Origin of the sequence: Nocardiopsis aegyptia (assembly GCF_013410755.1) — a bacterium.
In the GTDB taxonomy this organism is placed as follows: Bacteria; Actinomycetota; Actinomycetes; order Streptosporangiales; family Streptosporangiaceae; genus Nocardiopsis; species Nocardiopsis aegyptia.
In genome coordinates, this window is sequence record NZ_JACCFS010000001.1 from 333568 (window position 1) to 358586 (window position 25019).

The 25019-nt window shown below is 74.1% G+C and carries 25 protein-coding genes and 1 pseudogene; 8 read left to right on the forward strand and 18 right to left on the reverse strand.

The window, feature by feature from the left end:
- Positions 1 to 53 precede the first annotated feature (53 nt).
- The 8 genes from HNR10_RS01520 to HNR10_RS01555 all read right to left on the reverse strand — a co-directional run bounded on the left by HNR10_RS01520 (position 54) and on the right by HNR10_RS01555 (position 5390).
- Entirely contained in the window at positions 54 to 794 is a 741-nt protein-coding gene (locus tag HNR10_RS01520; RefSeq protein ID WP_179820241.1) for an ABC transporter permease, read from the reverse strand.
- Positions 791 to 1543, reverse strand: a complete 753-nt coding sequence (locus tag HNR10_RS01525) for a fluoroquinolone export ABC transporter permease subunit (RefSeq protein ID WP_246405998.1) — start codon at positions 1541 to 1543, stop codon at positions 791 to 793. The genes HNR10_RS01520 and HNR10_RS01525 overlap by 4 nt, the downstream gene beginning before the upstream one ends.
- On the reverse strand, positions 1540 to 2454 hold the full coding sequence (locus tag HNR10_RS01530) for an ABC transporter ATP-binding protein (RefSeq protein ID WP_179820242.1): 915 nt from the start codon (positions 2452 to 2454) through the stop codon (positions 1540 to 1542). Before HNR10_RS01530 ends, HNR10_RS01525 begins: the two co-directional genes overlap by 4 nt.
- The gene (locus tag HNR10_RS01535) at positions 2427 to 2975 is read right to left on the reverse strand and encodes a GbsR/MarR family transcriptional regulator (RefSeq protein WP_179820244.1); all 549 of its coding nucleotides are present in this window, start codon (positions 2973 to 2975) and stop codon (positions 2427 to 2429) included. Before HNR10_RS01535 ends, HNR10_RS01530 begins: the two co-directional genes overlap by 28 nt.
- Positions 2976 to 3102: 127 nt before the next feature.
- Positions 3103 to 3699: a DUF305 domain-containing protein gene (locus HNR10_RS01540; protein ID WP_179820245.1), complete on the reverse strand. Its 597-nt coding sequence runs from the start codon at positions 3697 to 3699 to the stop codon at positions 3103 to 3105.
- A gap of 99 nt (positions 3700 to 3798) precedes the next feature.
- Positions 3799 to 4185 (reverse strand): hypothetical protein, encoded by a 387-nt coding sequence (locus HNR10_RS01545; RefSeq protein WP_179820247.1) that lies wholly within the window; start codon positions 4183 to 4185, stop codon positions 3799 to 3801.
- Positions 4186 to 4251: 66 nt separating this feature from the next.
- Positions 4252 to 4638, reverse strand: a complete 387-nt coding sequence (locus tag HNR10_RS01550; protein ID WP_179820249.1) for a Fur family transcriptional regulator — start codon at positions 4636 to 4638, stop codon at positions 4252 to 4254.
- On the reverse strand, positions 4638 to 5390 hold the full coding sequence (locus HNR10_RS01555; RefSeq protein WP_179820250.1) for a class I SAM-dependent methyltransferase: 753 nt from the start codon (positions 5388 to 5390) through the stop codon (positions 4638 to 4640). Before HNR10_RS01555 ends, HNR10_RS01550 begins: the two co-directional genes overlap by 1 nt.
- A 130-nt stretch (positions 5391 to 5520) precedes the next feature.
- Between HNR10_RS01555 and HNR10_RS01560 the strand changes: the two genes are divergently transcribed.
- Positions 5521 to 5913, forward strand: a complete 393-nt coding sequence (locus tag HNR10_RS01560; RefSeq protein ID WP_179820252.1) for a hypothetical protein — start codon at positions 5521 to 5523, stop codon at positions 5911 to 5913.
- Between the two features lie 163 nt (positions 5914 to 6076).
- Here HNR10_RS01560 and HNR10_RS30955 read toward each other — a convergent pair.
- Positions 6077 to 6409, reverse strand: a pseudogene (locus tag HNR10_RS30955) (LysR substrate-binding domain-containing protein); the annotation flags it as partial.
- Between the two features lie 140 nt (positions 6410 to 6549).
- On the opposite strand from HNR10_RS30955, the gene HNR10_RS30960 reads away from it, so the two are divergent.
- Complete coding sequence (locus HNR10_RS30960; protein WP_312889040.1) at positions 6550 to 6990, forward strand: DMT family transporter; 441 nt, start codon at positions 6550 to 6552, stop codon at positions 6988 to 6990.
- 86 nt (positions 6991 to 7076) lie between these two features.
- Complete coding sequence (locus HNR10_RS01570) at positions 7077 to 7874, forward strand: siderophore-interacting protein (RefSeq protein ID WP_246406000.1); 798 nt, start codon at positions 7077 to 7079, stop codon at positions 7872 to 7874.
- On the opposite strand, the gene HNR10_RS01575 is transcribed toward HNR10_RS01570, so the two are convergent.
- From HNR10_RS01575 to HNR10_RS01595, 5 genes are all read right to left on the reverse strand, one after another.
- Positions 7867 to 8769, reverse strand: a complete 903-nt coding sequence (locus HNR10_RS01575; protein WP_179820254.1) for a GNAT family N-acetyltransferase — start codon at positions 8767 to 8769, stop codon at positions 7867 to 7869. The two genes, HNR10_RS01570 and HNR10_RS01575, sit on opposite strands and share 8 nt — an antisense overlap.
- 155 nt (positions 8770 to 8924) lie before the next feature.
- Complete coding sequence (locus tag HNR10_RS01580) at positions 8925 to 9962, reverse strand: pyridoxal-phosphate dependent enzyme (RefSeq protein ID WP_179820255.1); 1038 nt, start codon at positions 9960 to 9962, stop codon at positions 8925 to 8927.
- A complete protein-coding gene (locus HNR10_RS01585) occupies positions 9920 to 10882 on the reverse strand; it encodes a GHMP family kinase ATP-binding protein (RefSeq protein WP_179820257.1) in 963 nt (320 codons plus the stop codon). Before HNR10_RS01585 ends, HNR10_RS01580 begins: the two co-directional genes overlap by 43 nt.
- Complete coding sequence (locus HNR10_RS01590; protein WP_179820259.1) at positions 10879 to 11685, reverse strand: Rossmann-like domain-containing protein; 807 nt, start codon at positions 11683 to 11685, stop codon at positions 10879 to 10881. Before HNR10_RS01590 ends, HNR10_RS01585 begins: the two co-directional genes overlap by 4 nt.
- Entirely contained in the window at positions 11682 to 12431 is a 750-nt protein-coding gene (locus HNR10_RS01595; RefSeq protein ID WP_179820260.1) for a class I SAM-dependent methyltransferase, read from the reverse strand. Before HNR10_RS01595 ends, HNR10_RS01590 begins: the two co-directional genes overlap by 4 nt.
- A 353-nt stretch (positions 12432 to 12784) precedes the next feature.
- On the opposite strand from HNR10_RS01595, the gene HNR10_RS01600 reads away from it, so the two are divergent.
- Entirely contained in the window at positions 12785 to 14041 is a 1257-nt protein-coding gene (locus tag HNR10_RS01600) for an MFS transporter (RefSeq protein WP_179820262.1), read from the forward strand.
- Here HNR10_RS01600 and HNR10_RS01605 read toward each other — a convergent pair.
- The gene (locus tag HNR10_RS01605) at positions 14028 to 14753 is read right to left on the reverse strand and encodes a hypothetical protein (protein ID WP_179820264.1); all 726 of its coding nucleotides are present in this window, start codon (positions 14751 to 14753) and stop codon (positions 14028 to 14030) included. The genes HNR10_RS01600 and HNR10_RS01605 overlap by 14 nt on opposite strands.
- A 128-nt stretch (positions 14754 to 14881) precedes the next feature.
- On the opposite strand from HNR10_RS01605, the gene HNR10_RS01610 reads away from it, so the two are divergent.
- A complete protein-coding gene (locus HNR10_RS01610) occupies positions 14882 to 15421 on the forward strand; it encodes a hypothetical protein (protein WP_312889041.1) in 540 nt (179 codons plus the stop codon).
- A gap of 100 nt (positions 15422 to 15521) precedes the next feature.
- Here the strand turns inward: HNR10_RS01610 and HNR10_RS01615 are convergent, their stop codons facing one another.
- On the reverse strand, positions 15522 to 17696 hold the full coding sequence (locus HNR10_RS01615) for a heavy metal translocating P-type ATPase (RefSeq protein ID WP_179820266.1): 2175 nt from the start codon (positions 17694 to 17696) through the stop codon (positions 15522 to 15524).
- A gap of 199 nt (positions 17697 to 17895) precedes the next feature.
- Between HNR10_RS01615 and HNR10_RS01620 the strand changes: the two genes are divergently transcribed.
- Positions 17896 to 20052 carry a substrate-binding domain-containing protein gene (locus tag HNR10_RS01620; protein ID WP_179820267.1) on the forward strand — a complete coding sequence of 719 codons (2157 nt, stop codon included), beginning with the start codon at positions 17896 to 17898 and terminating at the stop codon, positions 20050 to 20052.
- Between the two features lie 6 nt (positions 20053 to 20058).
- Here HNR10_RS01620 and HNR10_RS01625 read toward each other — a convergent pair whose 3' ends face one another.
- Entirely contained in the window at positions 20059 to 21705 is a 1647-nt protein-coding gene (locus HNR10_RS01625) for an AMP-binding protein (RefSeq protein WP_179820269.1), read from the reverse strand.
- A gap of 82 nt (positions 21706 to 21787) precedes the next feature.
- Positions 21788 to 22618 (reverse strand): LuxR C-terminal-related transcriptional regulator, encoded by an 831-nt coding sequence (locus HNR10_RS01630; RefSeq protein ID WP_179820271.1) that lies wholly within the window; start codon positions 22616 to 22618, stop codon positions 21788 to 21790.
- A gap of 246 nt (positions 22619 to 22864) precedes the next feature.
- Between HNR10_RS01630 and HNR10_RS01635 the strand changes: the two genes are divergently transcribed.
- Together HNR10_RS01635 and HNR10_RS01640 are read left to right on the forward strand one after the other, a co-directional pair.
- Entirely contained in the window at positions 22865 to 23479 is a 615-nt protein-coding gene (locus tag HNR10_RS01635) for a class I SAM-dependent methyltransferase (protein ID WP_179820272.1), read from the forward strand.
- 216 nt (positions 23480 to 23695) lie between these two features.
- Entirely contained in the window at positions 23696 to 24871 is a 1176-nt protein-coding gene (locus tag HNR10_RS01640; protein WP_179820274.1) for a UDP-N-acetylglucosamine--N-acetylmuramyl-(pentapeptide) pyrophosphoryl-undecaprenol N-acetylglucosamine transferase, read from the forward strand.
- Positions 24872 to 25019 lie beyond the last annotated feature (148 nt).

Here is a 25019-nt window from a genome sequence, read left to right on the forward strand (position 1 = left end):
GTCGGTTCCTCCCGGTCGCGAGGGGACCGGCCGGAGCCCCCTCGGTCGGCGGATCAGGTGTTGCGCCGGGAGAAGGCGCGCATCAGCAGGGCCAGGGCCAGGCCGTTGACAGCGAGTCCGGCGAGCAGCCACGGCCACAGCGTGCCGCCCCCGGCCACCACCCAGAAGATCTTCGCTGGCCAGTACGAGGGCAGTACGCCGAACAGGAGTTCCCACCCGCCCGGGACGAACCAGGGCAGGACGGGCAGGCCGAAGACGATCATCCCGACCGCGCGGACCACGGCCAGCCCTTCGACCTTGTTGTCGGCCACCAGGGCCATGAGCACCGCCACGAGGGCGGCCGTCAGGCCCGAGCACAGCCCGGCCAGGGCGGCACCGGGCAGTTGCGCGGCCGGAACGTAGCCGCTCAGCGCCAAGGACAGGACCACGAACAGCGTGCACACCAGGATGAGGGTGGCGATCCGGTAGGCGGCGAATGTCGACAGCGGCACCGGCGTGACGCGCAGGGCGTGCAGGGTGCCGGTGTCCTTCTCGTCCAGCAGCATCAGTCCGGCCAGAGCGCCGAGGATGGCGGCGGGTCCCAGCATCAGGAACTGGGACAGGATGAGCGGGTGGTAGGGCACCAGGTCGAACCCGTAGCGCTCGTCCAGGACGGCTGTGAGCGGTGGCAGCGCGAACCGCACGATGCCCGCGTAGACCAACGGCGCGAACACCAGCACCCGGAGCATGGAATCGCGGCGGATCCCGGCCAGGTCGTTGCGCCCGAAGGCCCGCAGCGCGTTGACGGTGCTCATGTGCCCTCCCCCGCGACGACGTAGCGGTCGAACAGTCGGCGGGCCAGCAGCGCCAGGGCGCCGATCCACACCAGTTGGTAGCCGACCGCGTAGGCGTACTCCCACGGTGCGGGATCGAGCCGGCCGAAGGCCGAGCCCAGCAGGATGAGCGAGCCCTGGGTGGGAATCAGGTACACCACGGGGTGCTCCCACAGCCCCGCGTAGTGCAGCAGCGGCACGTTCACCAGCCCCAGCCAGAAAGTGGACGGCATCAGCCAGTCGGTGATGGAGGAGTAGGGCACGGCCGTGACGAAACTCAGTAGCAGCAGGAGCACCGCCGTGACCAGCACGCCCGTCAGCATGGGGAGGACGGAGAAGCCGAACCCGTGGACCGGCAGGACGATGGCGAAGCTGAGCACCACGCTCAGCAGCGTCAGCGTGAGGAGTTTGGCGGACAGGTAGATGCCGAACCGCAGGGGCGAGACGACCACGGCGAAGAGGGTGCGCTCGTTCTTCTCGAAGAAGAGGGCACCCGCGATGAAGAAGAACGCCACGATGGTCAGGTCGCCGAAGAGCACCAGCGGGGCGACCACGTCCCGGTAGGCGTCCGGGATCGGGAACAGCACGACAAGCCAGAGCGCGGCGGAGAAGGCGGCGGCGTAGAGGAAGCCGTAGCGCCACTGCAGGCGCAGTTCCAGGCGCAGGGCGCTGCCGAATCCGGCCATGGTCGGAGCGGGAGGTGTCGCCGGGAAGTCCGCGTGCCCGGTCATGACAGGCTCCGACCGGTCACTTCGACGAACACGTCGTTGAGGTCGGCCTCCTGGCTGTGGATCGACTCCACCCGCCGTTCGCGCAGGACGGTGAGCAGGTCGGGGTCGTCGGCCATGCCGTCCATGGGGAAATCCGCGCTCTCCAGGGAGCCGTCGCCACCGCGGTAGGCCACTCGGACGCGGCGCCGGCTGCGGGCGAGTTTGAGTTCGGCCGGGGAGTCCAGGGCGGCGATGCGTCCGTCCACGACGAAGGCCACGCGGTCGCACAGCTCCTCGGCGGTCTCCATACTGTGCGTGGTCATGAAGACCGTGCGGCCCTGGTCGCGCAGTTCGGCGATCATGTCCTTGACCACTCGGGCGTTGCGCGGGTCCAGGCCGGTGGTGGGCTCGTCGAGGAAGACCAGCTCGGGGCGGTTCAGCAGGGCGCGCACGAAGGTGAGCCGGGACTGCATGCCCTTGGAGAAGCGGCCGACGCGGGTGTGCGCGGCCTCGTCCAGCCCGACCCGGCGCAGCAGGGCCATCGGGTCCTCGGTGGGCACCGAGTACAGGGAGGCGAAGAACTCCAGGTTCTCCAGCGCGGTGAGCTTCTGGTAGTGGTTGGGCAGCTCGAAGGAGACGCCGATGCGCTGGTAGTACTCCTGGCCCCGGTCGCGGGGCGCGCGGCCCCAGACGTGCACGTCGCCCCGGGCCCCCGAGAGCAGGCCGATGAGGATCTTCTGGGTGGTGGACTTTCCGGCTCCGCTCGGGCCGAGGAATCCGAAGACCTCCCCCTGGGCGACGGAGAAGCTCATCTCCCGGACCGCCGGTTCGGTGCCCTTGGGGTAGGTGTAGGTGAGGTCCGAGACGTCGATGACGTGCTCGGTGCCCACGGACGGCACCGGGGTCACTCCCGACGCCCTGGTCTGGGCCATTCCTGTTCCCCTTCGTTCGTCGAGGCGGGGCCGGGGTGCTCCCGGGACTCGCGCTCGCGCCAGGTGTCGCGCAGGTGGGCGTAGCCGCCTTCGAGGAAGGCGTACATCTCGTGCATGTCGCGCAGGCGCGCGAGGTCGCCGTCGGAGGCGGCGGAGGTTCCGGAGAGCCGGCGCAGGCCGTCGGCGGTGAGGGCGCGCACTGTGGCGGCCTCCTCGACGCGCCGGTCGATCTCCTGGCGCCAGAGGCCGGGGCGCAGGCGGTAGTAGTGGCGGCGCGAGCCGGGGACGGTGACGCGCTCGACCGCGTCGGCGCGCTGGAGCAGGCGCATCGCCATGCTGATCGCGCCGCGGCTGGCACCGAGGGCTTCGGTGAGCTGCTCGGCCGACTGGTGGTCGGGGACGCACACGACCAGCCAGCCCAGGACGCGGCCCTCCATCCGGGGCAGGCCCCGGTCCTCGAAGAACCTGCCGAGTTCCTGGGCGAACGCCCGGCGTTCCTCCTCCGACTCCTCGTGGGCCATGCCCCTCCTCGTTCCGGCGTGCGTCGTCGTCCTCACGCTAGACCGGGTGGGATGAAGTTTCAATACTTTCTGAAACTTTGACCCGAAGGCCGGGTGCCGGACGGTTCGCCCGGCACCCGGGATGAGATCAGTTGCCGCCGCTCTGGTCCAGCATCGTGTTCATCTGCTCGATCTCGGCGTGCTGGACCTCGAAGATGCCCTCGGCCAGCTCCCGGGCCTCGGGGTCGAGGCCCTCCTCGATCTCGGTCTCGGCCATGGTGATGGCGCCCTCGTGGTGGAGGACCATCATCTCCAGGAAGAGGGTGTCGAACTCCTCGCCCTCGGCCTCCTCCAGCTCGGCCATCTCCTCGTCCGACATCATGCCGGGCATGTCGCCGTGGCCGCCGCCCTCCATGTCCGCCATCGGGGCCTCGCCCCAGGACTCCAGGAGCGCGGTCATCTGCTCGATCTCGGGCCCCTGGGCCGCGGCGATCTCCTCGGCCAGGTCGCCGACCTCGTCCCCGGCCCGCGACTCGGCCAGGTCGGCCATCTCGACGGCCTGTTCGTGGTGCGGGATCATCTCCTGGGCGAAGGCGACGTCGGCGTCGTTGAACTCGGCCGCGGCCCCCTCGGACGCGGCGTCGGCGGGTTCGGTCGCGTCCTCCGCCGAACCGCAGGCGGTCAGGAGCAGGGCGGTGGCCGCCGCGGCGGCCGCGGGCACCAGGGCGCGCTGAAGGAAGGTCATGGCGTACGTCTTTCGTGTGTGGTCACTGCGCCGCGCGCCGTGCGCGCGGCAGGGGTGTCAGGTGTGGGGTACGGGCGCCGTCCCCGGCGCCTCCGGGTTCTAGACCCGCAACACCTGCAACCGGGCCAGTGACGGCGCGGGCGGGAGAAAGGCCCCGCTCCGCGGCGGCCCGCGCAGCACGCGCGTCGTGCGCGGCCTGCTTCCGGGCCAGGGGGAGAACGCCGCCGGGGCGACGCCGAGCAGCGCCACGGCCAGGGCGGCGATCGCCAGGCACACCGTCATGGGGTCGGTGTCCGGCAGGTCGGGCCCGGCGTGGTCCGCCGCCGGGGCGGCGGACGCGACCGTGTGGGCCCCGTCGTGGCCGCCCTCCTGGACATGGCCGAGCGTGTGCATGGCTCCGACGCCCAGCAGCAGCGCCGCGCACAGCAGCAGACGCGCCCAGGCCGGAGCCGGGCGCGTACGCGGAAGGCGCTGCGCCGAGAACATGGCGACAGCCTAGTACGCCCCGAACACGGACCGTGTCCGCCCCCGCGGTTCCGGCCGCGGCGTGTGTCAGGGGGCGCACTCCGGGCACACGCCGGACAGTTCGAAGGAGTAGTCGAGCGAACCGAACCCGCTGGTGCCCCCGATCCGCTCCACCAGGGGCGGGAGCTCCACCATCTCGGGGACCTCCTCCACCTCGCCGCAGATGCGGCACAGCAGGTGGTGGTGCTGCGAGGTGCTGCCGCACAGGCGGTACAGGCGCTCGCCGTCGGCGGAGTGGACGGTGTCCAGGACGCCCTCGGCGGCCAGGCGGCGCAGCGTGCGGTAGATGGTGGACAGGCTCGGCGGGCGCTCCTGGGTGCGGGGTGTGGCGATGACGGCGTGGACCTCCTGCGCGCCCCGGAACCGGGGGTCGCGCCCCAGCGCGCGCAGGACCGCGTGGTCGTAGCGTCCCATCAGGCCCCGGCGCCCGCGCCGTGCCGCAGGAGGAACAGGCCGGCCTCGTCGGGGCCGGTCGGGGCGGCCTCCAGGCCGTGGCGGGCGGCCTCGGCACGCAGGCCCTCGCCTGTCAGGCACCACCAGTCGTAGTCCACGTCGGTGGACCAGACCGGCTCGCCGGCCTCGTGCACCTCGTAGGTCATGCTCCAGCGCACGCTCTCGGGGCCGGTGGGCACGGCGGCGCTCCAGCCCTTGTAGTCGCGGCGTCCCACGGTCAGCTCGCTCATGACCACGCGTTCGATGGTGGCCGGCTCGTGGGGCGGGAGCAGGTTGACGAGCGCGGCCGAGCCCGGTGCCAGACGGTCGGCGAGCATCGTCCAGATCCTCGCGCGCTGGTGCGGGGTGAAGTGGCCGAGGACGTTCATGGCCAGGAGTCCGCCGAGGCGCTCGGGCAGGCGCGCGGAGAGCAGGTCCTCGCCGTGGACGGTCACCCGGCCGCCGCCCCAGAAGGGGTCGGCCGCGCGGGAGAGCAGGACCGCGCGCAGGGCGGGCGAGGGCTCGACCGCGATGACCTCCGCCTCGGGGAGGGTGTCCAGAAGCACTCGTGTGCCGGGTCCGCCGCCCGCGCCGACGTCGACGACGGGCCCCTCGGCGCCCTTCATCGACGCGACCGCCTCGGCCACGTGGGCGCCGAAGGCCTCCCACCAGCCGGCGATCATGACGTCGATGAACTCGGCCGAGCGCGCGTAGTCGTCGTGGTGTGCGGGCATGGGGAGTCCCTTCCTGAGGGTTCACGACCGATGAGAATGATTATCATGATCGTAGCGCCTCCGTGCCGGGGCCCCAACCCCGTCGGCGCGCCGGGTTAGGCCCCTCGGGGTGCGCGGGCACACTGTCGGCATGAGCCACAGCGAACTGACCGGGCACTGGGACGGTCCGTGGTACCGGGTGGACGGGGACGGTTTCACGGCCCTGTACCTGCCCGACCCCGACGAGGACCTGACGCTCGTCGACAACGTGGACGTCGTGGTCGAGCTCGCGGACGGGACGCGCTGGAGCGGAACCCTGTTCACCCTCGCCGAGGTCGAGCGGCTGATGGCCAAGGACGCCGAGACGGGAGAGCACCTGGAGGGGCGCTACTTCTGGTGCGTCGACTCCCTCATCGTCCGCGACCCCGGGGTGGGCGACATGACCCGCGTGCTGGCGGGGCTGATCGACTTCGGCGAGCTCCCCCGCGTGCTGCGCCGGGTCGACACCGAGGACCTGGACGACGCGCCCGACGCCGCCCGCTGACCCTCCTCGGCCCGCGCCCTACCGCGCGCGCACCCTGGGCGGCCGACCGCCCGTGGGGCCTGCTCACCCAGGGGAGCCCACCACACACGGCCTCGGGCTGAGCCGCCTGTGCGGTGAGGGCGTCGACGCAGGCGCGCACGGCCGGGGTCTCGGCGTCGGTGCGCCACACCGCCCGGATCGAGCGGCGCACCGGCGGGTCCAGGGGCCGGAACACCACGCCCTCGGGCGAGGGCCACCGCCCCAGGTCGGGCATGAGCACGACCGCCACTCCGGCCGCCACCAGCGCCAGCTGGGTGGGCAGCTCCTTCAGGGCGTACCGCACGCGGGGTTCCACGCCACAGCCGCGCAGGGCCTGGAGCATCGCCTCGTGCGGCTCGGTCCCGGGCGGGCAGCCGGCCCAGGACTCCGCCGCCAGGTCGGCCGGGTCGACGCGGGTCCGCCCGGACAGCCGGTGCCCGGCGGGCAGGGCATCGCCACCGTGCTCCTCAACGCCCAGCTCGTGGTCTTCCCCCTGCTGGCGCCGGTGTTCACCGGCACACCGGTCCGGCGGTCCTTCCTGGTGGCCGCGCCGGTCATGCTGGCGGGGGTGGCCCTGGCCGCCGGGATCACCGGCCCCCGACCGCCGAGGGCGATCCGGTGCTGGGCCTGGTCTACGGCTGCGCGGCGGGTGCGGCCTACGCGGGCTACCTGTTCCTGTCCCGTCTGGGCGGGGGCAGCGGGCACACCGCCACCCCGGTGTGCGTGGCGACCCTGGCGGGAGCACTGTCGGCGGGCGTGCTGGGCGCGTGGTGGAGCGGGATCGACCTGGCCTCGCCGGCCCCGGGGGCGTGGGGCCGGCTGGCCCTGCCGGCCCTGACCGGACAGGTGCTGACCTGGATCCTGGTGGGTGCGGCCCTGCCCCGCCTGGCACCGAGGCCGGGGGCGGCGGTGCTGGTCCTGCCGCCCGTGCTCGCGGTCGGCGCGGGCGCGCTGCTGCTGGGCGAGCGCGCCGCACCGGTCCAACTGGCCGGGTGCGCCCTGGTCGTGGCGGCGGTGTGGACGTCCGAGCGCGCGGCACGCATCGCGCGTCGCAGTTAGGCTAGGCTTACCTCATTCTACTCGCCGACATCCGCGTCGGCGCCCCCGTCGACCCCCGTCGCGATCCCCGGAACGAGGTCATCCCCTTGCGCATCCAGCAGCCCGAACACCGCGCCATGGTGCGCACCCGCGTCGTCCGCACCGAGCGCACCACGCCCCACTTCATCACCGTCACGCTCGGGGGCGACGAACTCGCCGACTTCCCCTTCCTGGGGTTCGACCAGTGCGTCAAGGTCTTCCTCCCCCGCCCCGGGCAGAGCGCCCTGCGCATGCCCACGGCCGCCCACAACGGGTGGATCGCCCAGTACTACCTGATGCCCGCCGCCGAGCGTCCCGTCGTACGCAACTACACCGCGCGCCGCTTCGACCCCGACCGCCTGGAGCTGGACATCGAGTTCGTCGCCCACGGCGACGGCGGCCCGGCCTCGGCCTGGGCGCCCCGGGCCGAGCCCGGCGACGAGGTCGGCCTCTTCCCGGAGGGCTACTACTACCTGCCGCCCGAGGGCACCGACTCCCAGCTGCTGGTGGGCGACGAGAGCGCGGTCCCGGCCCTGCTGTCGATCGTCGAGCAGGCCCCCGAGGACCTGCGCGCCGACGTCTACCTGGAGGTGCCCTCCGCCGACGACATCCGCGACGTCAAGGCACCCGAGGGCGTGCGCGTGCACTGGCTCGCCCGCCAGGACGAGGAGGCCCTGCCGGGGCGGCTGGCCCTGGAGACCGCCCGTTCGGCCGAGCCGCCCCGGGCCACGACCTACTGCTTCGTCGCCGGGGAGAAGAACCTGCCGACCGGCCTGCGGCGCAGCCTGGTGCGCGAGCACGGCGTTCCCAAGGCCCACATCACCTTCGTCGGCTACTGGCGCCACGGGGTCGCCACGCTCAAGTAGCCGCGCGGCGCACGTGGTGCCGGCCGCGCTCGACCGGCGCGTACCCCGCCCTGAGGTAGGCGGCGGAGGGGGCCGGGTACACCTCCATGGGGCGGGAGTTGACGAAGACCTGCCGGCCGCCGCGGCGCGCCACCTCCACACACGCGTGCCGGGCCAGCGCGGCGGCCAGGCCGCGCCGCCGGTGCGCGGGGACCACGCCGACGGGTTCGAGTTCGGCGCACCCGCCGCGCGCGTCCCACCACACGGTGGCGCAGGCCGCCAGCGACCCGTCGGGTGCCTCGACGACCAGGTCCAGCTCCGGGTCGAAGAGCAGCGCCCGGCGTAGGCGCGCCAGGCGCGCGGGGGTGAAGCCGCTGGTGGCGGCCGGATCGACGCGGTCCAGGACGTGCGGGGCCCACGGCATGTCGGCGGGCCGCCAGGCCGCGCGGTGCACGGCGACCCGGGCCGCGTCCTCGCCCCGGCGCACGGGCCGCACCCGGTACCCCTCCGGCCACACCGGCCCCTCCCCGGACGCGTCCCGGACCATCCACGCCACGGGATCGCCGCCGTCCGGCACGAACCCGGCGCCGGCCACGAGCGCGCCCAGGGCGTGGTCGCCGTGCTCCACGGGGATCCGCAGGTCCCGCTCCCCCGCCGTGCGCAGAGCCCACTCCAGGAGCCGTCGGCCGGCCGCGGCGTCCGCCGAAGCGCCCCGGACCAGGATCTCGCCGCGCGAGACACCGGCCCAGCCCACGACGCGGCGCCCGCGCAGGGCCACGACCGTGCGGCGGGGCAACTGGCCGGTGGCGGCCTCCCAGCCCAGTCCGCCCGGGTGCGGCCCCGCCGGCCACAGGTCCCGGGCCAGGCGCTGCGCGCCGATCGTGTCCCGGCGCCGCCAGGGGCGCAGTCTGAGCATCGGAACCTCTCGTCGGGGGCGGGCGTCACCGGACGCCGCGCCATGGGCGGGACCAGCGCACCCTAGCCGGTCGCCCACCGCTGAGCGCGTCCGGGCGCGATGCCGCGCCGCGGAGGCCCGCCGACCGGCCGGGCGGGCCCCGCGGCCCCGCGGCCTCAGCCGTGTGCGGCCGAGTGGTCGTCGGCGTACACGCCCTGGGCCGGGGGCTTGGCGCGCCCCCATTCCATGCGCGACCACGGCGGAGCCAGGTCGGCGAGGTCGTGGACGGCCGTGGGAGCCAGGTCCTCGACCGGCTCGGCCTCCGCGTGGCGGGCGAAGACCGGTTCGACGTAGCGGTGACCGGTGTCGGCGGCCACGAACACCACCCGCCGCCCGGGATCTCGCAGCCGCTCCCACCGGGCGATGAGGTAGGCGGCACCGGTGGACAGGCCCGCGAACACCGCGTGGCGGCGCAGCAGGTCGACGCTTCCGGCCAGGGCCGGTTCGAACCCGGTCCAGTGGACGGTGTCGTAGAGGGTGTGGTCGACGTTGCCGAAGGGGATGGAGCTGCCGATGCCCGCGATGATCATGCCGCGGTCCTCGACCTCGTCACTGCCGAAGGTGACGCTGCCGAAGGGCTGGACGCCCACGAGCCGCGTGCCGGGGTCGCGCTCGCGCAGGTAGGTCGCCAGCGCCCCCGTGGAGGCCCCCGATCCCACGCCGCCCACGACGGTGAGCGGTCCGGTTCCGGTCTCCGCGGCCACGCGGTCGGCGACCTCGCGGTAGCCCAGGTAGTGGATGGAGTCGTGGTACTGGCGCATCCAGTGGTAGTCGGGGTGCTCGCGCAGCACCTCCCGGACCCGCGCCACCCTTCTGCTCTGGTCCAGGCGCAGGTCGTCCGAGGGCGGCATCTGCTCCAGGGTCGCCCCCAGGACGTCGAGCTGGACGCGGGTCACGTGGTCGATGGTCGTGGAACCGATGATGTGGCAGCGCAGCCCGTAGCGGTGGCAGGCCAGGGCGAGGCCGTAGGCGTAGATACCGCTGGAGCTGTCCATCAGGGTGTCGCCGGGGCGGACGGCGCCGGTGTCGAGCAGGTGGCGGACGGCCGCCAGGGCGGACACCACCTTCATCGACTCGAATCGCAGGCACACCAGGCCCTCGCCCAGGTCGATCAGGTCAGGTCGGCCGAGTGCGTCGCATACGTGGTTGTCCAAGTTCGTTCTCCGTCGGTCCTGGAGGGGGTGGAGAAGACCCGGGTGGGCGTGAGCCCTTCGCTCCGCAGTCGGGAGACCGCAGCTTCGATCCGGGCGCTCAGATCGGGAACGGTGGCGTCGAACAGCACACCGGCGACGTTGCCGCTGTGCGCGACCTGGATGCCGACCGCCTCGCAGTGGCGGGCGACGCCCCTGATCTTCCCCAACTCCTCCTTGGGTAGAACCCGTTGGTTGAGGATGGCGCTCTCGGTGCTCACCCGGCCGACCTCCGCCGCGTCGCCGTCGGCGACGGCCGCGCGCAGGGCGGTCCGCAGCCGTTCGTAGACGGCGGCGTCCCGGCTCCGCACGGTGCCGGGCAGGCGCATGGTGTCGACCGGGCGCCCGTGGCCGGTCAGGCAGCCGACCACGGCGAGTTCGGGCAGCGCCGCCCCCAGGTCCTCCAGCACGCGCCCCTCGCGCTGGGCGAACAGCACGGGCCGCTCGCCCAGCATGACGGGGTCGGAGGCGCCCTCGGCCGCCACGGCCGTCCGCGCCACCGACGCCGGGCGCATCAGTGCCCCGTAGGCGTCGGCGACCGCGCGGATGGCCGCGGTGACGTCGCTGGTGGAGGAGCCCAGCCCCAGGCCGGCGGGCAGGCCGCCGGTGAGGCGCAGGTCCCCGCCGGTGGGGGTCCGGCCCGTGGCCCGGGCGCACTCGGCCACGGCCAGGGCCGCGGCGCGCACCGCCTTGTCCCGGCCCGGCGGGTCGACCGCGATGCGGTGCGGACCCGTGCCGGGCCGGGGGGTGAACTCCGCGCGGGTGAGGGGGTCGGCCATCGGCAGCGTGACCAGGCCCCGGACGGGGTGGCCGTTGTCGTCGAGGAAAACGCCCTGGAGGAGTTCGCCATGGTGGCAGGTGGCCTGCCCCAGGCCGGTCGTCACTGGTCGTTCTCCGTCCGGTACCGGTAGAGGGCGGTGGGGTCCGCGCTGAACTGGGAGAAGGGGAAGGGCTCGGCGGAGACCGCGGTGACCCCGTGTCCGAGGAAGGCGCGGGCGACGGCGCTGCCGCTCTGCGCGTAGACGACCAGGGGCAGGCCGCGCTCGCGGCAGCGGGCGAGGATGTGGTCGAAGCTGCCGTTGCCCAGGGTCATGCCGGTGGCCACGACGGCGTCGGCGGTGTCCAGGACCTCGTCCATGTCGGTGGTGACGGTGTCGCCCCACTGGGTGGTGCGCAGGTTGAGGTCGCAGGGCAGGCACTCGCCGCCGCGTTCGCGGATGGCGGCCACGAGCGGGTTGACGACGCCGATGAGGGCGACCTTGCGGCCCTCCGGTTCGGGCAGGAGCCCGGCGATGGCGGCGTCGCGGGCCAGGGCGCGCTCCAGGGGGGTGCCCAGGGGCAGGGTGGCGGCCTCGGCGCGGGGGTCGAGGGCGTGCGGCTCGGCCTGGGCGAGGTAGGCGTCCAGGGCGGCCACGCGCAGGGGCGCGGGCAGGGCGTCGTCGCCGTCGCGCAGGAGGTCGGCGAGGGGGCGCCCGGAGAGGTCGGCGCACACCGACGGGTCGATCTGCCCGGCCTCGAACGCGCAGGCGCCGAAGGCGCGGCCGACCCGGACCAGGACGTACTGGTTGAGGTAGGTGACGTCGCCTCCGGGCAGGCGGGTGCCGTGGTGGACCCAGAAGACGCTGGTGGCCGCGGGCAGGTCGGGGGTGGCGAGCACGGACGCGAAGAGGGAGTCGAGGTTCCTCATCGGGCGTCCTCCCGGGTGGACCGGGCGTTCTCCCGGGTGAAGCGGAACAGGTAGGTCAGGACGCCGTCCTCCCAGTCGTGGAGGTGGTGGACGTGGGGGGTGAACCCGGTGTCCAGGGCGTGGCCGACGATGTGGCGCAGGTCGGCGGTGTTGGAGGCGACGAAGTAGACCGCTCCCCCGGGCGCCAGCAGGTCGCGCTCGGCGATCTGGGTGAAGAAGGCGTCGATGACGGGGGCGCCCGCGCAGACGTTGCGGACGATGTCGGGGTCGTCGCTGACGGACTGGCTCACCGCGGGCGGGTTGAAGGTGACGACGTCGGCCCGTACGCCCTCGGGGAAGCCGTCGAAGACGTCGGCGACCACCGGGACGAACGCGGTCGCGGTGTCGGCGGCACCGTCGACGAGGCGGCGGTAGTTGTCCTCGGTCGCGCGGACGCTGGCGGGGTGGACGTCGACGGCGTGGACGGTGCGCGCCCCGCGCAGGCCGGCCACGACCGCCTCGACGCCCAGTCCGGACCCCATGGCGACGTAGTGGCGCCCGCGTACGTCGATGTCGTCGTCCAGGAGGCGCTGGTGGATCATGCGGCTGGTGGCGCCGGGGAGGAACACACCGGGGGGAACGTCGAACTCCCACCCGTTCCAGTCGTAGCGTCGGTGCGTGTGCAGGTCGACCTTGGGCTGGTTGAGGGCGATGATCCGCTCGGCGGGGAGCGGGAGCGGGAGTCGTGCGATCAGGGAGCGATCCACGCGTGTCCTTTCGAGGATGGGGTGGTTCGGCGGTCTCGGAGCGGGCGGGGGCGGGAGCGGGGCTGGGACGCCCGGACCGGACATGCGTGCCCTTCCCCTCCGGACGCCGGACCATGCGGTGGCGGGTCCGTGGTCACCGGGCCCTCACTCGCGGCCACTATAGAGGAAATGAAAATCGTTGTCACTCTGAGCCCGAACAGAGGAGGACACCCGGCGCGAACCTGGCACCACACACGGCGACGAGGACGAGGCCGCGAGCGGGCGGACTCGACCATCGCCCAACTCGCAACTGATAATCGTTTTCACTAGGGTGGGGTGACCACCCGTACACGCACAGAGATGAGAGACGACTCGTGCCTTCGCCGACGCCGCCGAACGCGACCAGGCCCCGGCCCCCGCTACTGCGCCACCCCCGGTTCGTGCGCCTGTGGTGCGCGACCACCGCCTCCGGGCTGGCGACCTGGGCCATGCCCTTCATCCTCGGCCTCGCCGTCCTGGACGGAACGCTCACCGCCGTCCACCTGGGCCTGGTGCTGGCCGCCCGCACCGCCGGCTTCCTCGTCGCGGTCCCGCTCGGAGGGCTCCTCGCCGACCGGCACTCGCGCCGCGCGGTCGTGCTGTGGTCCGGCCTGCTCGCCGCCGCCGCGACCCCGGTCATGGTCGCCGGCCTGGACACACCGCCCGCGCTGATGGCCGCCGCCGCGCTGGTCGTGGGCGCCGGCCAGGGCGCCTGCCGCCCCGCCTTCCAGGCCCTGACCGCCGAGGTCGTCGACCCCGACGACCGTCAGCGGGCCAACGCCGCCATCACCTTCTCCGTACGCGTGACCACCCTGCTGGCCCCGGGCCTGACCGCCCTGCTGGCCACGGTGATGGGCACCGCTCCCCTGCTGCTGGTCACGGCGCTGTTCTGGCTCGCCGCCGCGCTCCTGCCGGGTCCGGGCTCGCACACCGCCGCCCCCCGCGCCGACCGGGCGCCCTTCCACACCGAGTTCCTCGAAGGGCTGGCCGAGGCGCGGCGCCACCCCTGGTTCCTGGCCGGGCTCGGCGCGCTCACCGTCGTCATCGCCGCGGGCTACTCCTCCACGAGCGTGCTGCTGCCGCTGGCCAGCCGCGACCACTACGGCACCGAGGCCGTCCTGGCGGGCGCCCTGACCGCCTACACCGGTGGCGCGCTGCTCGGCGCGGTGATCGTCGCCCGCTGGACACCGCGCCACCAGGGCTGGACGGCGCTGGCCGGGCTCGCGCTGTACGGGCTGGCCCCGCTCAGCCTCATCCTGCCCGTGGGCCCGATCGTGGTGTTCGCCGCCTACGCGGTGGTGGGCGTGGGGGTCGAGCTGTTCAACGTCCCGTGGTTCACCGCCGCCCAGCGCGAGGTGGAGCCGGGCAAGCTCGCGCGGGTGTCCTCACTGGACTTCCTGTTCTCCTACGGTTTCGCGCCCGTGGGGCTGGCACTGATCGCCCCGGCCGCGCAGGCGTTCGGTACCGACGCGGTCCTGGTGGCCTGCGCCCTGCTGTGCTTCGCCGCGCCGGGCCTGGCCGCGCTCGCCCCGGGGGCCCGGGGGTTCGCGGTCGACCGGGTCGCCCGGAACCGACCCTTCAGCCGGACCTGAATGCGCGGGCGCGCTGGAGCGTGCCGATGATCCGCGCCTGCATGGGGTCGTAGGCGGGGGCGAGATGGCCCGCCCGGACCGCGGAGACCTCCGCGTGGTCGGCCAGGGCGCGGTCGTTCTCGTGCTCGGCGCGGGCCTGCAGGAGCGTCGCGTGCAGTTGCTGGTAGCGGGACATGCGCGGATCGTCCGGGTGGGCGTCCTCCAGCGCCCGCTCGGACAGCCGGAGCGACTCCGCCAGCCGCTCGGGGCCCTCCACCTGGACGAGCAGCTCCGCGACCTGTGCCAGGCGCATCGACAGGTGCGGACTGCCCGGCTCCGTCATGTCCAGCGCCTCACGGGCCATGCGCAGGGCCCCGCGCAGCTCGTCCGGGTCGGCGTCGGGGTTCGCGGCGTTGGCGGCCGCCCACCGGCCGGACTCCAGGGCGGCGCACTGCTGGCGGAACAGCGCGGCGTCGGGGTCCTCGCGCCCGCCGAGCCGGATCGCCTCGGCCAGGTGTTCGCGGGCGGACTCCAGGTCGGTCCGGTCCCCGCTCTCCTGGAACAGCCCGCCCAACGCCATGGCCAGGACGTAGTGCGGCCAGGGGTCGCCGTCGGGCCACTCGTCCAGAGCGGTTCGGGCCCGGCGCACGGCGCCGCCGATGCCGTCGGCGGCCCCGGTCTCGTACAGGATCCGGTCGAGGAGGTCGGCGCGGTCACGGGCGGAGGAGGCCATACGGTTCCTGGGGGCTCGGGGCGGACGGAGGACGCCGATGGTACCGGCCATGTCCGAGACGCCCGTGTATAGGGTGGTCGCTGTTCCGAGCGGCCCCGGCCGCCCCGCCCCCTTCCCCTGGAGGCCGTGTGACCGCGCCGCCGCAGCAGCCTCGGGAGCTGCCCCTCATCAACCAGGCCGTGGTGTCCTGGATCCGGATGGAGGGACTCATCGGCACGCCCCTGGGCGAGCGGGCGTGGCGGGAGCACTGGACGGTGGTGGTGCGCCTGCGCCGCGCGTACGCGCTCTTCTGCGCGGGCATGGGCCTGTTCGCCGGCGGGGCGGCCGCCGTGGCGGTGACGCTGCTCGGCCTGGTCTGGCAGCAGGAGGGCGAGTTCCCGCTCACCGTCCTGCCGTTCGTGTTCACCCCGGTCGTCCTGGGCGGGGTGTGGAAGCGCAGGACGGCCGCGACCGTCGCCCCGTTCCTGGGCCGGCGGCGGCACGTGTGGCCCCGGTGGGTGTTCTCGCTGGTCTTCCCGGTCGTGATGCTCCTGGGCGTGTTCGTGCCCTGGAGCCCGGTGTGGCCGGTCGTCGCGGCGGCGGTGTGCGCCGCCCCCTGGTGGTACAGCGCGGCGGCGGAGCTGCGCGCCCCCGTCCCGGCCTACCCGTCGGCGTGGACGCGCGACTGATCCGCCGTGCACGACGGCGGCCCGGGGTCCCGCCTCCTGGAGGGGACGGGACCCCGGGCCGAGCGGGGCGGGTCCAGGGCGTGGGCGGCGGATACCCGCCCTAGGCACGCGCCGCCTCGCGGGGAGCCTCCGCGGCCCGCAGGGCGGCCCGGGCGCTCGTGCCCGGAGCCAGGTCGAGCCGGCGCAGGAGCTGGGCGTTGAGCGCGACGACGACCGTGGACAGCGACATCAGGACCGCGCCGACCGCCATCGGCAGGACGAACCCGACCGGGGCCAGCACGCCGGCGGCCAGCGGCACGGAGACCAGGTTGTACCCGGCGGCCCACCACAGGTTCTGCCGCATCTTGCGGTAGCCGGCCCGTGAGAGCTCGATGACCGAGAGCACCGAGCGCGGGTCGTCGCCGGCCAGGATCACCCCGGCCGAGGCGATGGCCACGTCCGTTCCGGCACCGATGGCGAGTCCGACGTCGGCCTGGGCCAGCGCCGGCGCGTCGTTGACGCCGTCGCCGACCATGATGACCCGGCGGCCCTGCCGCTGGAGCTCGGCGACCTTCGCGCCCTTGTCCTCGGGGCGGACCCCGGCGAACACCTGGTCGATCCCCAGGTCGTCGGCGACGGCGTGGGCGACCGCCTCGGCGTCGCCGGTGATCATCACGACCCGCACGCCCAGGGCGTGCAGCGCCCGCACGGCCTCGCGGGACTCCTCCCGGACCTCGTCGGCCAGGGCCAGCGCGCCGATGACCTCTCCGTCGGCGAGCACGTGCAGGATGATCGCCCCCTCCTCCTTCCAGCCCTGGGCGGCGGCCACCTCCCCCGCGCCGTGGTCGGCGAGCATCGCGGGTCCGCCCACGCCGATCCGGGCGCCGCCGACGTTCCCGGAGACGCCCACGGCGGTGGCGGCGCGGAAGTCCGTCGCCCGCGGGACGTCGAGGCCGCGCCGGCGCGCGGCCGCCACGACGGCTCCGGCCAGCGGGTGCTCGCTGTCGGCCTCGACGGCGGCGGCCAGGGCCAGGACCTCGTCCGTGCCGCGCCCGCCCACGGTTTCGACGTGCGTGACGGTCGGCTCGCCCTTGGTCAGGGTGCCGGTCTTGTCGAACAGGACGGTGTCGGCGGTCCGCGTGCTCTCCAGCGCGAGGCGGTCCTTGATCAGGACCCCGCCCTTGGCGGCTCGCTCGGTGGCGATGGAGACGACGAGCGGGATGGCGAGCCCGAGGGCGTGCGGGCAGGCGATGACCAGGACGGTGATGGTCCGGACGAGCGCCTCGTCGGGCGTGCCGAGCAGGGTCCACACGCCCAGCGTCAGGGCGCCGGCGACCAGGGCGAACCAGAAGAGCCAGCCTGCGGCCCGATCGGCGAGGCGCTGGGTCCGCGAGGAGGAGTTCTGGGCGTCGGCGATCAGCTTCCGGATACCGGCCAGGGCGGTGTCGTCCCCGACGGCGGTGACGCGCACGCGCAGCGCGGTGTCGGTGGCGACGGTTCCGGCGACGACCGGGGCACCGGGCCCGCGGCTGACGGGGCGGGACTCGCCGGTGATCATCGACTCGTCGACGTCGGCGGTGCCCTCGACGACCTCGCCGTCGGCCGGGACACGGCCGCCGGGGCGCACGATCACGGTGTCGCCGACGGCCAGGTCGGACGGGGCCACGGTGACGACGTCGGCGCCGACGACCTTCTCCGCCTCGTCGGGCAGCAGGGCGGCCAGCGACTCCAGGGCCGAGGAGGTCCGGGCCAGGGAGCGCATCTCGATCCAGTGCCCGAGGAGCATGATCACGATGAGCAGGGCCAGTTCCCACCAGAAGTCGAGCTCGTGGGAGATCACTCCCAGGCTCGCGCCCCAGGAGGACACGAAGGCGACGGTGACGGCCAGCGCGATCAGCAGCATCATGCCGGGGCGCAGCGCTCGAACCTCGCCGACGGCCCCGGCCAGGAAGGGTTTGCCGCCCCAGAGGAACATCACCGTGCCGACCAGCGGGGACACCCACTCCACGCCGGGCAGGGCGGGGACGGTGTAGCCGACGAGGCCCGCGAACATCCCGCTCAGCAGGACCGTGGGCACGGCCAGGGCCAGCATCACCCAGAACAGTCGGCGGAACTGCCCCACATGGTCCCCGTGCCCGCCATGACCGGTGTGGGCGGTGTGACCCGCGTGCCCATGGTGACCATCGTGACCCACGTGAACGGCGTGACCGTGGTGGTCCTCATGGCCGGTGTGCTCGTGGCCGTGCGGGCTGTCGTGGTGTGCGTGGTGTCCGTGTTCTGGGGAGTTCGTCTTCATACTGCGGAATGTATACCCCTAGGGGGTATCCGACAAGCGCGAGTCCGGTGATCCACGTCACGCGCGCGGCGCACCGCTTCGGACACGGCTACGGTGAACGAACACCGTCCCGGCGGCGTCCAAGGGCGTGACCGACCTCCTCCCGCCGCCCTCACGACGACGCGCGGCGGGACACAGGCCCCCGACCCCGAGGACTCCGATGGCCCCGCCGCCCCGTGTTCCGCCAGGGCTCAGCCCGCTGCAACCGACCGACCCCCGGGAGTTCCCGCCGTTCACGGTCCACGGCAGGCTCGGCGCGGGCGGCATGGGCGTGGTCCTGGCGGCCACCGACCCCGCGGGGGCCTGGGTCGCGATCAAGGTCGTACGGGCGGAGTACGCGCACGACCCGGAGTTCCGCACCCGCTTCGCCAGCGAGATCGCGCTCATGCACCGGGTACGCGCCCGCTGCATCGCGCCCGTGCTGGCCTACGACACCGACGCCGGGCTGCCCTGGTACGCCACCGCCTACCTCCCCGGGCCGACCCTGCGCCTGCGTGTGCGCGACGGCGGCCGGCTCCCCCTCGAACAGACCAGGGTCGTCGCGGCCGGGATGGCCGAGGCGATCGCCGCGATCCACGCGGCCGGGATCGTGCACCGCGACCTCAAGCCGGACAACGTCATCCTCGCCCCGGACGGACCCAAGGTGCTGGACTTCGGGATCGCGCGAGCCGCGGACGAGACGGGGCTGACCCGGACCGGCGGACTGGTGGGGTCGCCCGCGTGGCTCAGCCCCGAGCGCTACCGCGGTGTCAGCGGACCCGAGGCCGACGTCTTCGCCTGGGGCGCGATGGTCGCCTACGCCGCCACCGGGCGCGTGCCGTTCGGCTCCGGCGGTGCCGAGACGCTGATGTACCGGATCCTCAACGAGGAACCGGATCTGGAGGGCCTGCCGGAGGAGCTGTCCGCGCCCGTGACGGCCGCGCTCGACAAGGACCCGGCGCGCCGGCCGCGGGCCGCGTGGCTCCTGCACGAGATCGTGGGCCCGGACCCGGCCGCCGAGCGCGGGACCGACGACACCACGCTCGTCGACGGGCTGATCCGCGCCCACTGGCCCGGGGAGCAGGCACAGGCCCCGGCCCCGACCCTCGTGGCCGCCCAGCCGAACCCCGCGGCCCCGCCGACCCCGCCGGTCCCACCCGGCGCGGTGGCGGCACGACCGCCCGCGTCCGGCGCCCCCGAACGCCTCCGCCGCCGGGCGCCGCTGGTCGTCGGTGCCGCCGGGGCGCTCTCCGTCGCCCTCCTGGGCGGCCTCGGCGGCGCCTACCTCCTGAGCCAGAACGGCAGGGAGGAGGACCCCGTCACCACCACCGAGCCCGAGACGGTGGACGTGCCCTCGGCCCTGGCGGAGGAGGGCGCCCTCTCGGGGACGCTCACCGGAGCCGGATCCACCAACGTGGGCGAGGCCGTGCAGCTGTGGTCGCAGCTGTACACCGAGCGCCAGCCCGGGGTCTCCGTGTCCTACGACTCCGTCGGTTCGGGGGCAGGAGTGGAACGGTTCGTCCAGGGCGACGTCGACTTCGGCGCCTCCGAACGCCCCCTCGACGCGGCCGAGATCGTCCAGGCCGAGCAGGCGCGCGACTGCCCGGTCGTGCAGTTCCCCGCTATCGCCGGGGCCGTCGCCGTCGTGCACGCGAACGAGGACCTGGAGGGGTTGGAGCTGTCCGCGACCGACCTGGAGCGGATCTACCTCGGCCTGGCCGCCAACTACCGCGACCTCGCCGGTGACAGGATGTCGGCGGACGAGCTGCCGGACCTGGCGGTCGTCCCGGTCCGCCATGACGACCAGGCCTCCACGGCCCGGGTGTTCAGCCGCTTCCTCTCCGAGCGGGGCGAGTCCTGGCAGATGTCGGAGGACGGCACGGGGTCGGAGTGGGGCGACGTCGCGGTGCCCGCCGTCGGTGATGAAGGCGTGGTCCAGACGATCCTCCAGGAGCCCGGAGCCATCGGGTTCGTCAACGCGGCCTACGTCGAGGAGAACGACCTGACGGCCGTGGCCGTGGTCAACGACCACGACAACGCGGTCGAGCCCGGAGCCGACGCCGTACGGGAGGCGACGGAGCAGCTCGAGCTGGCCTCCGACGGCTCCGCCCGGCTGTCCGCGGTCGGGGGCGACGCGTACCCGATCATGCGGATCAACCACGTGTTCGCCTTCGAGTGCGGCTACGACGGCGGCGACGGCGCCGCGCTGCGCGACTTCTGGCTGCACGCGCTCGGCGAGGACGCCGCCGAGGTGGTCGAGGACGCGGGCTACGCCCCGCTGGCTCCGTCGATCAGCGAGGAGGTGGCCGCGATCGTCTCGCGGATCGACTCCCTCTGAGCGGACTCACTCCCCCGGCCCCTCCTGCGCCGCGAGGCCGAGGAGGCGCACCGAGCGCTCGCGCATCTCGACCTTGCGGATCTTGCCGGTCACGGTCATCGGGAACTCGTCGACCAGGTGGACGTGGCGCGGGACCTTGTAGTGGGCGAGCCTGCCCTCGCAGAACTCCCGCAGGGACCGCGCCGTGATCTCCGCGGCGCCCTCCGCCGGCTTGATCCAGGCCATCAGCTCCTCCCCGTACTTCTCGTCGGGGACCCCGACGACCTGGGCGTCGACGATGTCGGGGTGGGTGTGCAGGAACTCCTCGATCTCCCGGGGGTAGATGTTCTCCCCGCCCCGGATGACCATGTCCTTGATCCGCCCCGTGATGGCGACATAGCCGTCGTCGTCCATCACGGCCAGGTCTCCGGTGTGCATCCAGCGCGCCCGGTCGATCGCCTCCGCCGTCCGGTCCGGCTCGTCCCAGTAGCCGAGCATCACCGAGTAGCCGCGGGTGCACAGCTCGCCGGGTGTGCCCCTGGGAACCGTCAGGCCGGTCGCGGGGTCGACGACCTTGACCTCCACGTGCGGGTGCACCCGGCCGACCGTGGACACCCGCCGCTCCAGGCTGTCGTCGCCGCGGGTCTGGGTGGACACCGGCGAGGTCTCGGTCATCCCGTAGCAGATGGTCACCTCCGGCATGTGCATCCGGTCGACGACCTCCTTCATGACCGCCACCGGGCACGGCGACCCGGCCATGATCCCGGTGCGCAGGCTGGAGAGGTCGTGCTCGGCGAAGCCCGGATCGTTGAGTTCGGCGATGAACATCGTCGGCACCCCGTAGAGCGAGGTGCACCGCTCCGCGGCCACCGCCGCCAGGGTGGCACCGGGCTCGAACGACGGGGCGGGGATGACCACGCAGGCGCCGTGGCTGGTGGCCGCGAGGTTGCCCATCACCATGCCGAAGCAGTGGTAGAAGGGCACGGGCACACAGATCCGGTCGGCTTCGGTGTAGCGCAGCAGTTCCCCCACGAAGAAGCCGTTGTTGAGGATGTTGTGGTGGGACAGGGTCGCGCCCTTCGGGAAGCCCGTGGTCCCGGACGTGTACTGGATATTGATGGGGTCGTCGGCGCCGAGCGTCGGGGCGATCTCGGCGAGCACCGCGGGATCGGCGGCCCGGCCCCGCTCCATGAGTGCGGCCCACTCCGGTCCGCCGAGCAGCAGGACGTCGCGCAGCGCGGGGCAGGACGGCCGCACGCTCTCGATCATCGCGGCGTAGTCGGATCCCTTGTGCTCGGTGGCCGAGATCAGCGTGCGCACCCCGGCCTGGCGCAGGACGTACTCCAGTTCGCTGACGCGGTAGGCGGGGTTGATGTTGACCAGGATCGCGCCGAGCTTGGCCGTGGCGTACTGGGTGAACACCCACTCTGCGCAGTTGGGCGCCCAGATGCCCACGCGGTCGCCCTTGGCGACCCCGGCCGCGTGCAGGCCCAGGGCGAGCGCGTCCACCTCCGCGGCCAGTGCGGCGTAGGTCCACCGCCGGCCGGTGCGGCACTCCACCAGCGCGTCGCGGTCGGCGCACCAGGCGACCGTGCGGTCGAGGTCGCTCCCGACCGTGTCCCCCAGCAGGGGCACCGACGACGTACCCGAGGCATAACTCAGCGCGGCGACCATTCCACGTCCTCCTGGAACCAGGGAGCAGGGGTGACCAGGGTCACACGTGCCACGACCGGCCGCTACTATCCTTGGTGGGTACTCACAGCGGGTATCCGAGGGCCCGGGCCGCGTTGACCGCGGCCACCCGGTTGTGGCAGTCCAGCTTGCGCATCACACTGCGCAGGTAGGCCTTCACCGTCCCCACGGTCAACCCCATCCGGTCGGCCGTCTGCGCGTTGGAGAGCCCGGCGGCCACGTGGCCCAGCGTCTCGCACTCGCGCACCGACAGCGCGGGCCGCCCCGGTCCGGCCTCCGCCCCGGGCCGGGCGCCGATGCGGTCCCACAGCGCCTCCAGTTCCCGGCGCACGTCCGCGTCCCCGACCCGCGGGATGATCCGGCCCAGTTCGGCGCGCACCTCCGGCAGCGCCGCCGCGCCCGGGCCGCCCGCGTTCTCCGGCCAGGCCGTACGCGCCCACCCGCCCCGCCCCGCGGCCATCCGGCGCTCGGCCTCGCGGGCGACGGCCACCGCCTGCCGCAGCATCCGCTCGCCCACCGGCAGGCGCTGGCGCAGGGCCGCGTACAGCACCCCGGTGACGCGGTCGGCACCCCGCAGCGGGACGGCCAGGATCGAGTGCAGGCCCTCCCGCGCCACCGGGCGGTCGTACTCGTGGCTGATGCTCCTGGCGCGCACGTAGTCGTCCACCGCGACGGGCCGGTCGAGCACCAGGGCCTTGCCGCCCAGACCGGTCCCGCTGTGCACGGCCAGATCGCGCAGGGCGGCGGTCCGGGCACCGCGGAACCGCGTCATCACCAGGCTGCGGCCGTCGGCGGCGAGCCGGGCGCCGAAGGCGATGTCGGCACCGGACTCGTCGACGATCCTGGCGAGCGCGGAGTCGACGGCGCCGTTCCACTCGTCCTCCGTCGCGGCCATCGCGCACCCCCTCGCGTGTCGTCCTCGCGCGCCGTGTCCCACCTCACATCATCGCGGACGCGGGGCCTCCGGCGCATCAGGCCGCCTCCATACACTGCCGGAGCCGGGACACCCGCCTTGGGTCCTGGACGCCGGCACCGGAGCCGGAGGCGCGCTGCCCCACCTCCTCGCCCTGGCCCGCCGGGCCGGGGGCACGGTGGCCGCCATCGACGCCGCCCCCGGGCGATCGACGCGGCCCGGAGCCTGGTGGACGGTGACCCGGCCTCCTCCGACCTGGACCTGCGCGTGGCCGACCTCCGCGACGTCGCGGGCGAGGCCTCCACCGACGGGCGCGGCTTCGACCTGATCTGGTCCTCGGACGTCGTGTGGCCGGCCACCTTCGAGGATCCGGCGGGCATCGTCCGCACGCTCGTGCGAGCCCTCGCGCCGGGCGGGGTACTGGCGCTGTACACCACGAACTACTACCAGTCGATGTTCCTGCCCGGGCACTCCCGCCTGGAACGGCTCGTCCGGACCGCCTCCGAACTGACCTGGGGCCTGCCCGGCGACGGGCCGACCCACTATGAACGGCTCGGCGCGTGGATGCGCGCCGCCGGACTCGCCGACGTCGAACCGCGGGTGCACCCGGTCTCCGCGTCCTCCACCGAGCCCACCGCGCGCGCCTACCTCGAACGGATCGTCTGGCCGGAGATGCGGCACGCCGCCGCCTCGCACGGGCGCGCCGCCGGGATGGGCGAGGCCGATCTCGCCCGCGCCGAGGAGCTCCTCGACCCGGACAGCGCGGAGTGGATCGGTGCCGACCCAGACGCGTACGTCGTCCAGCCCACGATCCTGTGGACCGGGCGCGCGTCGACCGGCTGAGCCGATCGGGCCGCCCTCGGGCCGCGAACCGAACCGGACGCGCCCCGCGCGCGTCCCACTGCTCGGTCGGCCGCCCGCGGGCGTGCGAGGGCGATCCCGGCGGGGCGTTACGGTGCTGGGGGGGTCACCGCGCGGCTACCGCCCCGGCCGCCCACCGCCCCTTCCTGCCCGAACCACCCGCTCCGCCCCGCGCCGGAGCCGCCAGATAGGAATCGTGTGAACAGCGACGACCTCCCCCTGCGGGACCTGCGTCTGATCGTGACCGGCGGAGGGACAGGTGGCCACACCTACCCCGCGCTCACCACCGTGCGCGCCCTGCGCGACCGCCTGGAGGCCGCCGGCCACACCCTGGACGTCCTGTGGGTGGGCACCGAGGACAGCCTGGAGTCGCGGGTCGCGGCCGACCACGGCATCGCCTTCGCCCCGGTCGCCACCGGCAAGATCCGCCGGTCCAAGAACCCGCTCAAGCTGGCCTCCCCCGAGAACATCCGCGACATGGCCAACGTGCCCATCGGCGTGGCCCAGGCGCGTTCGCTGGTCTCGGACTTCCGGCCCGACGCGGTCCTGGCCACCGGCGGCTACGTGGCGGTCCCGGTGGGCCTGGCCGCGAAGCTGTGCGGGCGGCCCCTCGTCGTCCACGAGCAGACCGTCCGCCTGGGGCTGGCCAACAAGGTCCTGGCCCGGGTGGCCGCCCGGGTGGCGGTCTCCTCCCCCTCCACGCTCGCGCTCCTCCCGGACGGCGCGCGCGAGAGCGCCGCCGTGACCGGCAACCCCGTCCGCCCCGAGGTGCTGACGGGGCAGGCCGACCTGGGCGCCAAGGGTCTGGGCTTCGACGGGCACGACCCGGCGCTGCCGACCGTCTACGTCACGGGCGGCGCTCAGGGATCGGCGCAGATCAACGGCACGGTGCGCGCCGTCCTGCCGTGGCTGCTCGAACGCGCCAACGTCGTGCACCAGTGCGGTGCCGCGAACCTGGAGGCGCTGCGCGGGCACGCGTCCGAGCTGCCCGCCGACCTGGCCGCGCGCTACCACCTGACCGCCTTCGTCGGGCCGGAGCTGCCGGACGTGCTGGCCCTGGCCGACGTGGTGATCTCGCGCAGCGGGGCCGGGACCATCGCCGAGCTGACCGCCCTGGGCAAGGCGGCCGTGTTCGTCCCGCTCGCCTCCTCCGCGGGCGACGAGCAGCGCCACAACGCCCGCCACCTGCAGGACTCCGGCGCCGCCGTGGCGCTGCTGGAGGAGGTCACGCCCGACCACCTGAGGACGGCGGTGGACTCCCTGCTGTCCGACCCGCAGGGGCGCGAGCGGATCGCCGCACGCGCCCGCGAGCACGGCCGCCCCGACGCCGCCGAGCGCCTGGTCGACGTGGTCCTGTCCGCGGCCCGCGGCTAGGACGGGCGGCGGACACGCCTTCCAGGACGCGCGGGGTCCGGGAACCTCCGGGCCCCGCCGCCCTCTCCCGGGCTCCGCCCCAGGTCAGAGCCCGGTCAAGCTTGTGAATCCCGGGCCGAGGGCGCAAGCTGGGACCAGGGACGCCCCA

Excerpts from the sequence above, each read along its gene's own strand:
- HNR10_RS01625 (WP_179820269.1), bottom strand. The coding sequence starts at position 21,705 with ATGGTCGCCGCGCTGAGTTATGCCTCGGGTACGTCGTCGGTGCCCCTG.
- HNR10_RS01590 (WP_179820259.1), bottom strand. The coding sequence starts at position 11,685 with ATGAGGAACCTCGACTCCCTCTTCGCGTCCGTGCTCGCCACCCCCGAC.
- HNR10_RS01615 (WP_179820266.1), bottom strand. The coding sequence starts at position 17,696 with ATGAAGACGAACTCCCCAGAACACGGACACCACGCACACCACGACAGC.
- HNR10_RS01575 (WP_179820254.1), bottom strand. The coding sequence starts at position 8,769 with ATGCTCAGACTGCGCCCCTGGCGGCGCCGGGACACGATCGGCGCGCAG.
- HNR10_RS01540 (WP_179820245.1), bottom strand. The coding sequence starts at position 3,699 with ATGACCTTCCTTCAGCGCGCCCTGGTGCCCGCGGCCGCCGCGGCGGCC.
- HNR10_RS01550 (WP_179820249.1), bottom strand. The coding sequence starts at position 4,638 with ATGGGACGCTACGACCACGCGGTCCTGCGCGCGCTGGGGCGCGACCCC.
- HNR10_RS01630 (WP_179820271.1), bottom strand. The coding sequence starts at position 22,618 with ATGGCCGCGACGGAGGACGAGTGGAACGGCGCCGTCGACTCCGCGCTC.
- HNR10_RS01545 (WP_179820247.1), bottom strand. The coding sequence starts at position 4,185 with ATGTTCTCGGCGCAGCGCCTTCCGCGTACGCGCCCGGCTCCGGCCTGG.
- HNR10_RS01620 (WP_179820267.1), top strand. The coding sequence starts at position 17,896 with ATGGCCCCGCCGCCCCGTGTTCCGCCAGGGCTCAGCCCGCTGCAACCG.
- HNR10_RS01530 (WP_179820242.1), bottom strand. The coding sequence starts at position 2,454 with ATGGCCCAGACCAGGGCGTCGGGAGTGACCCCGGTGCCGTCCGTGGGC.
- HNR10_RS01555 (WP_179820250.1), bottom strand. The coding sequence starts at position 5,390 with ATGCCCGCACACCACGACGACTACGCGCGCTCGGCCGAGTTCATCGAC.
- HNR10_RS01605 (WP_179820264.1), bottom strand. The coding sequence starts at position 14,753 with ATGGCCTCCTCCGCCCGTGACCGCGCCGACCTCCTCGACCGGATCCTG.
- HNR10_RS01525 (WP_246405998.1), bottom strand. The coding sequence starts at position 1,543 with ATGACCGGGCACGCGGACTTCCCGGCGACACCTCCCGCTCCGACCATG.
- HNR10_RS01520 (WP_179820241.1), bottom strand. The coding sequence starts at position 794 with ATGAGCACCGTCAACGCGCTGCGGGCCTTCGGGCGCAACGACCTGGCC.
- HNR10_RS01535 (WP_179820244.1), bottom strand. The coding sequence starts at position 2,975 with ATGGCCCACGAGGAGTCGGAGGAGGAACGCCGGGCGTTCGCCCAGGAA.
- HNR10_RS01560 (WP_179820252.1), top strand. The coding sequence starts at position 5,521 with ATGAGCCACAGCGAACTGACCGGGCACTGGGACGGTCCGTGGTACCGG.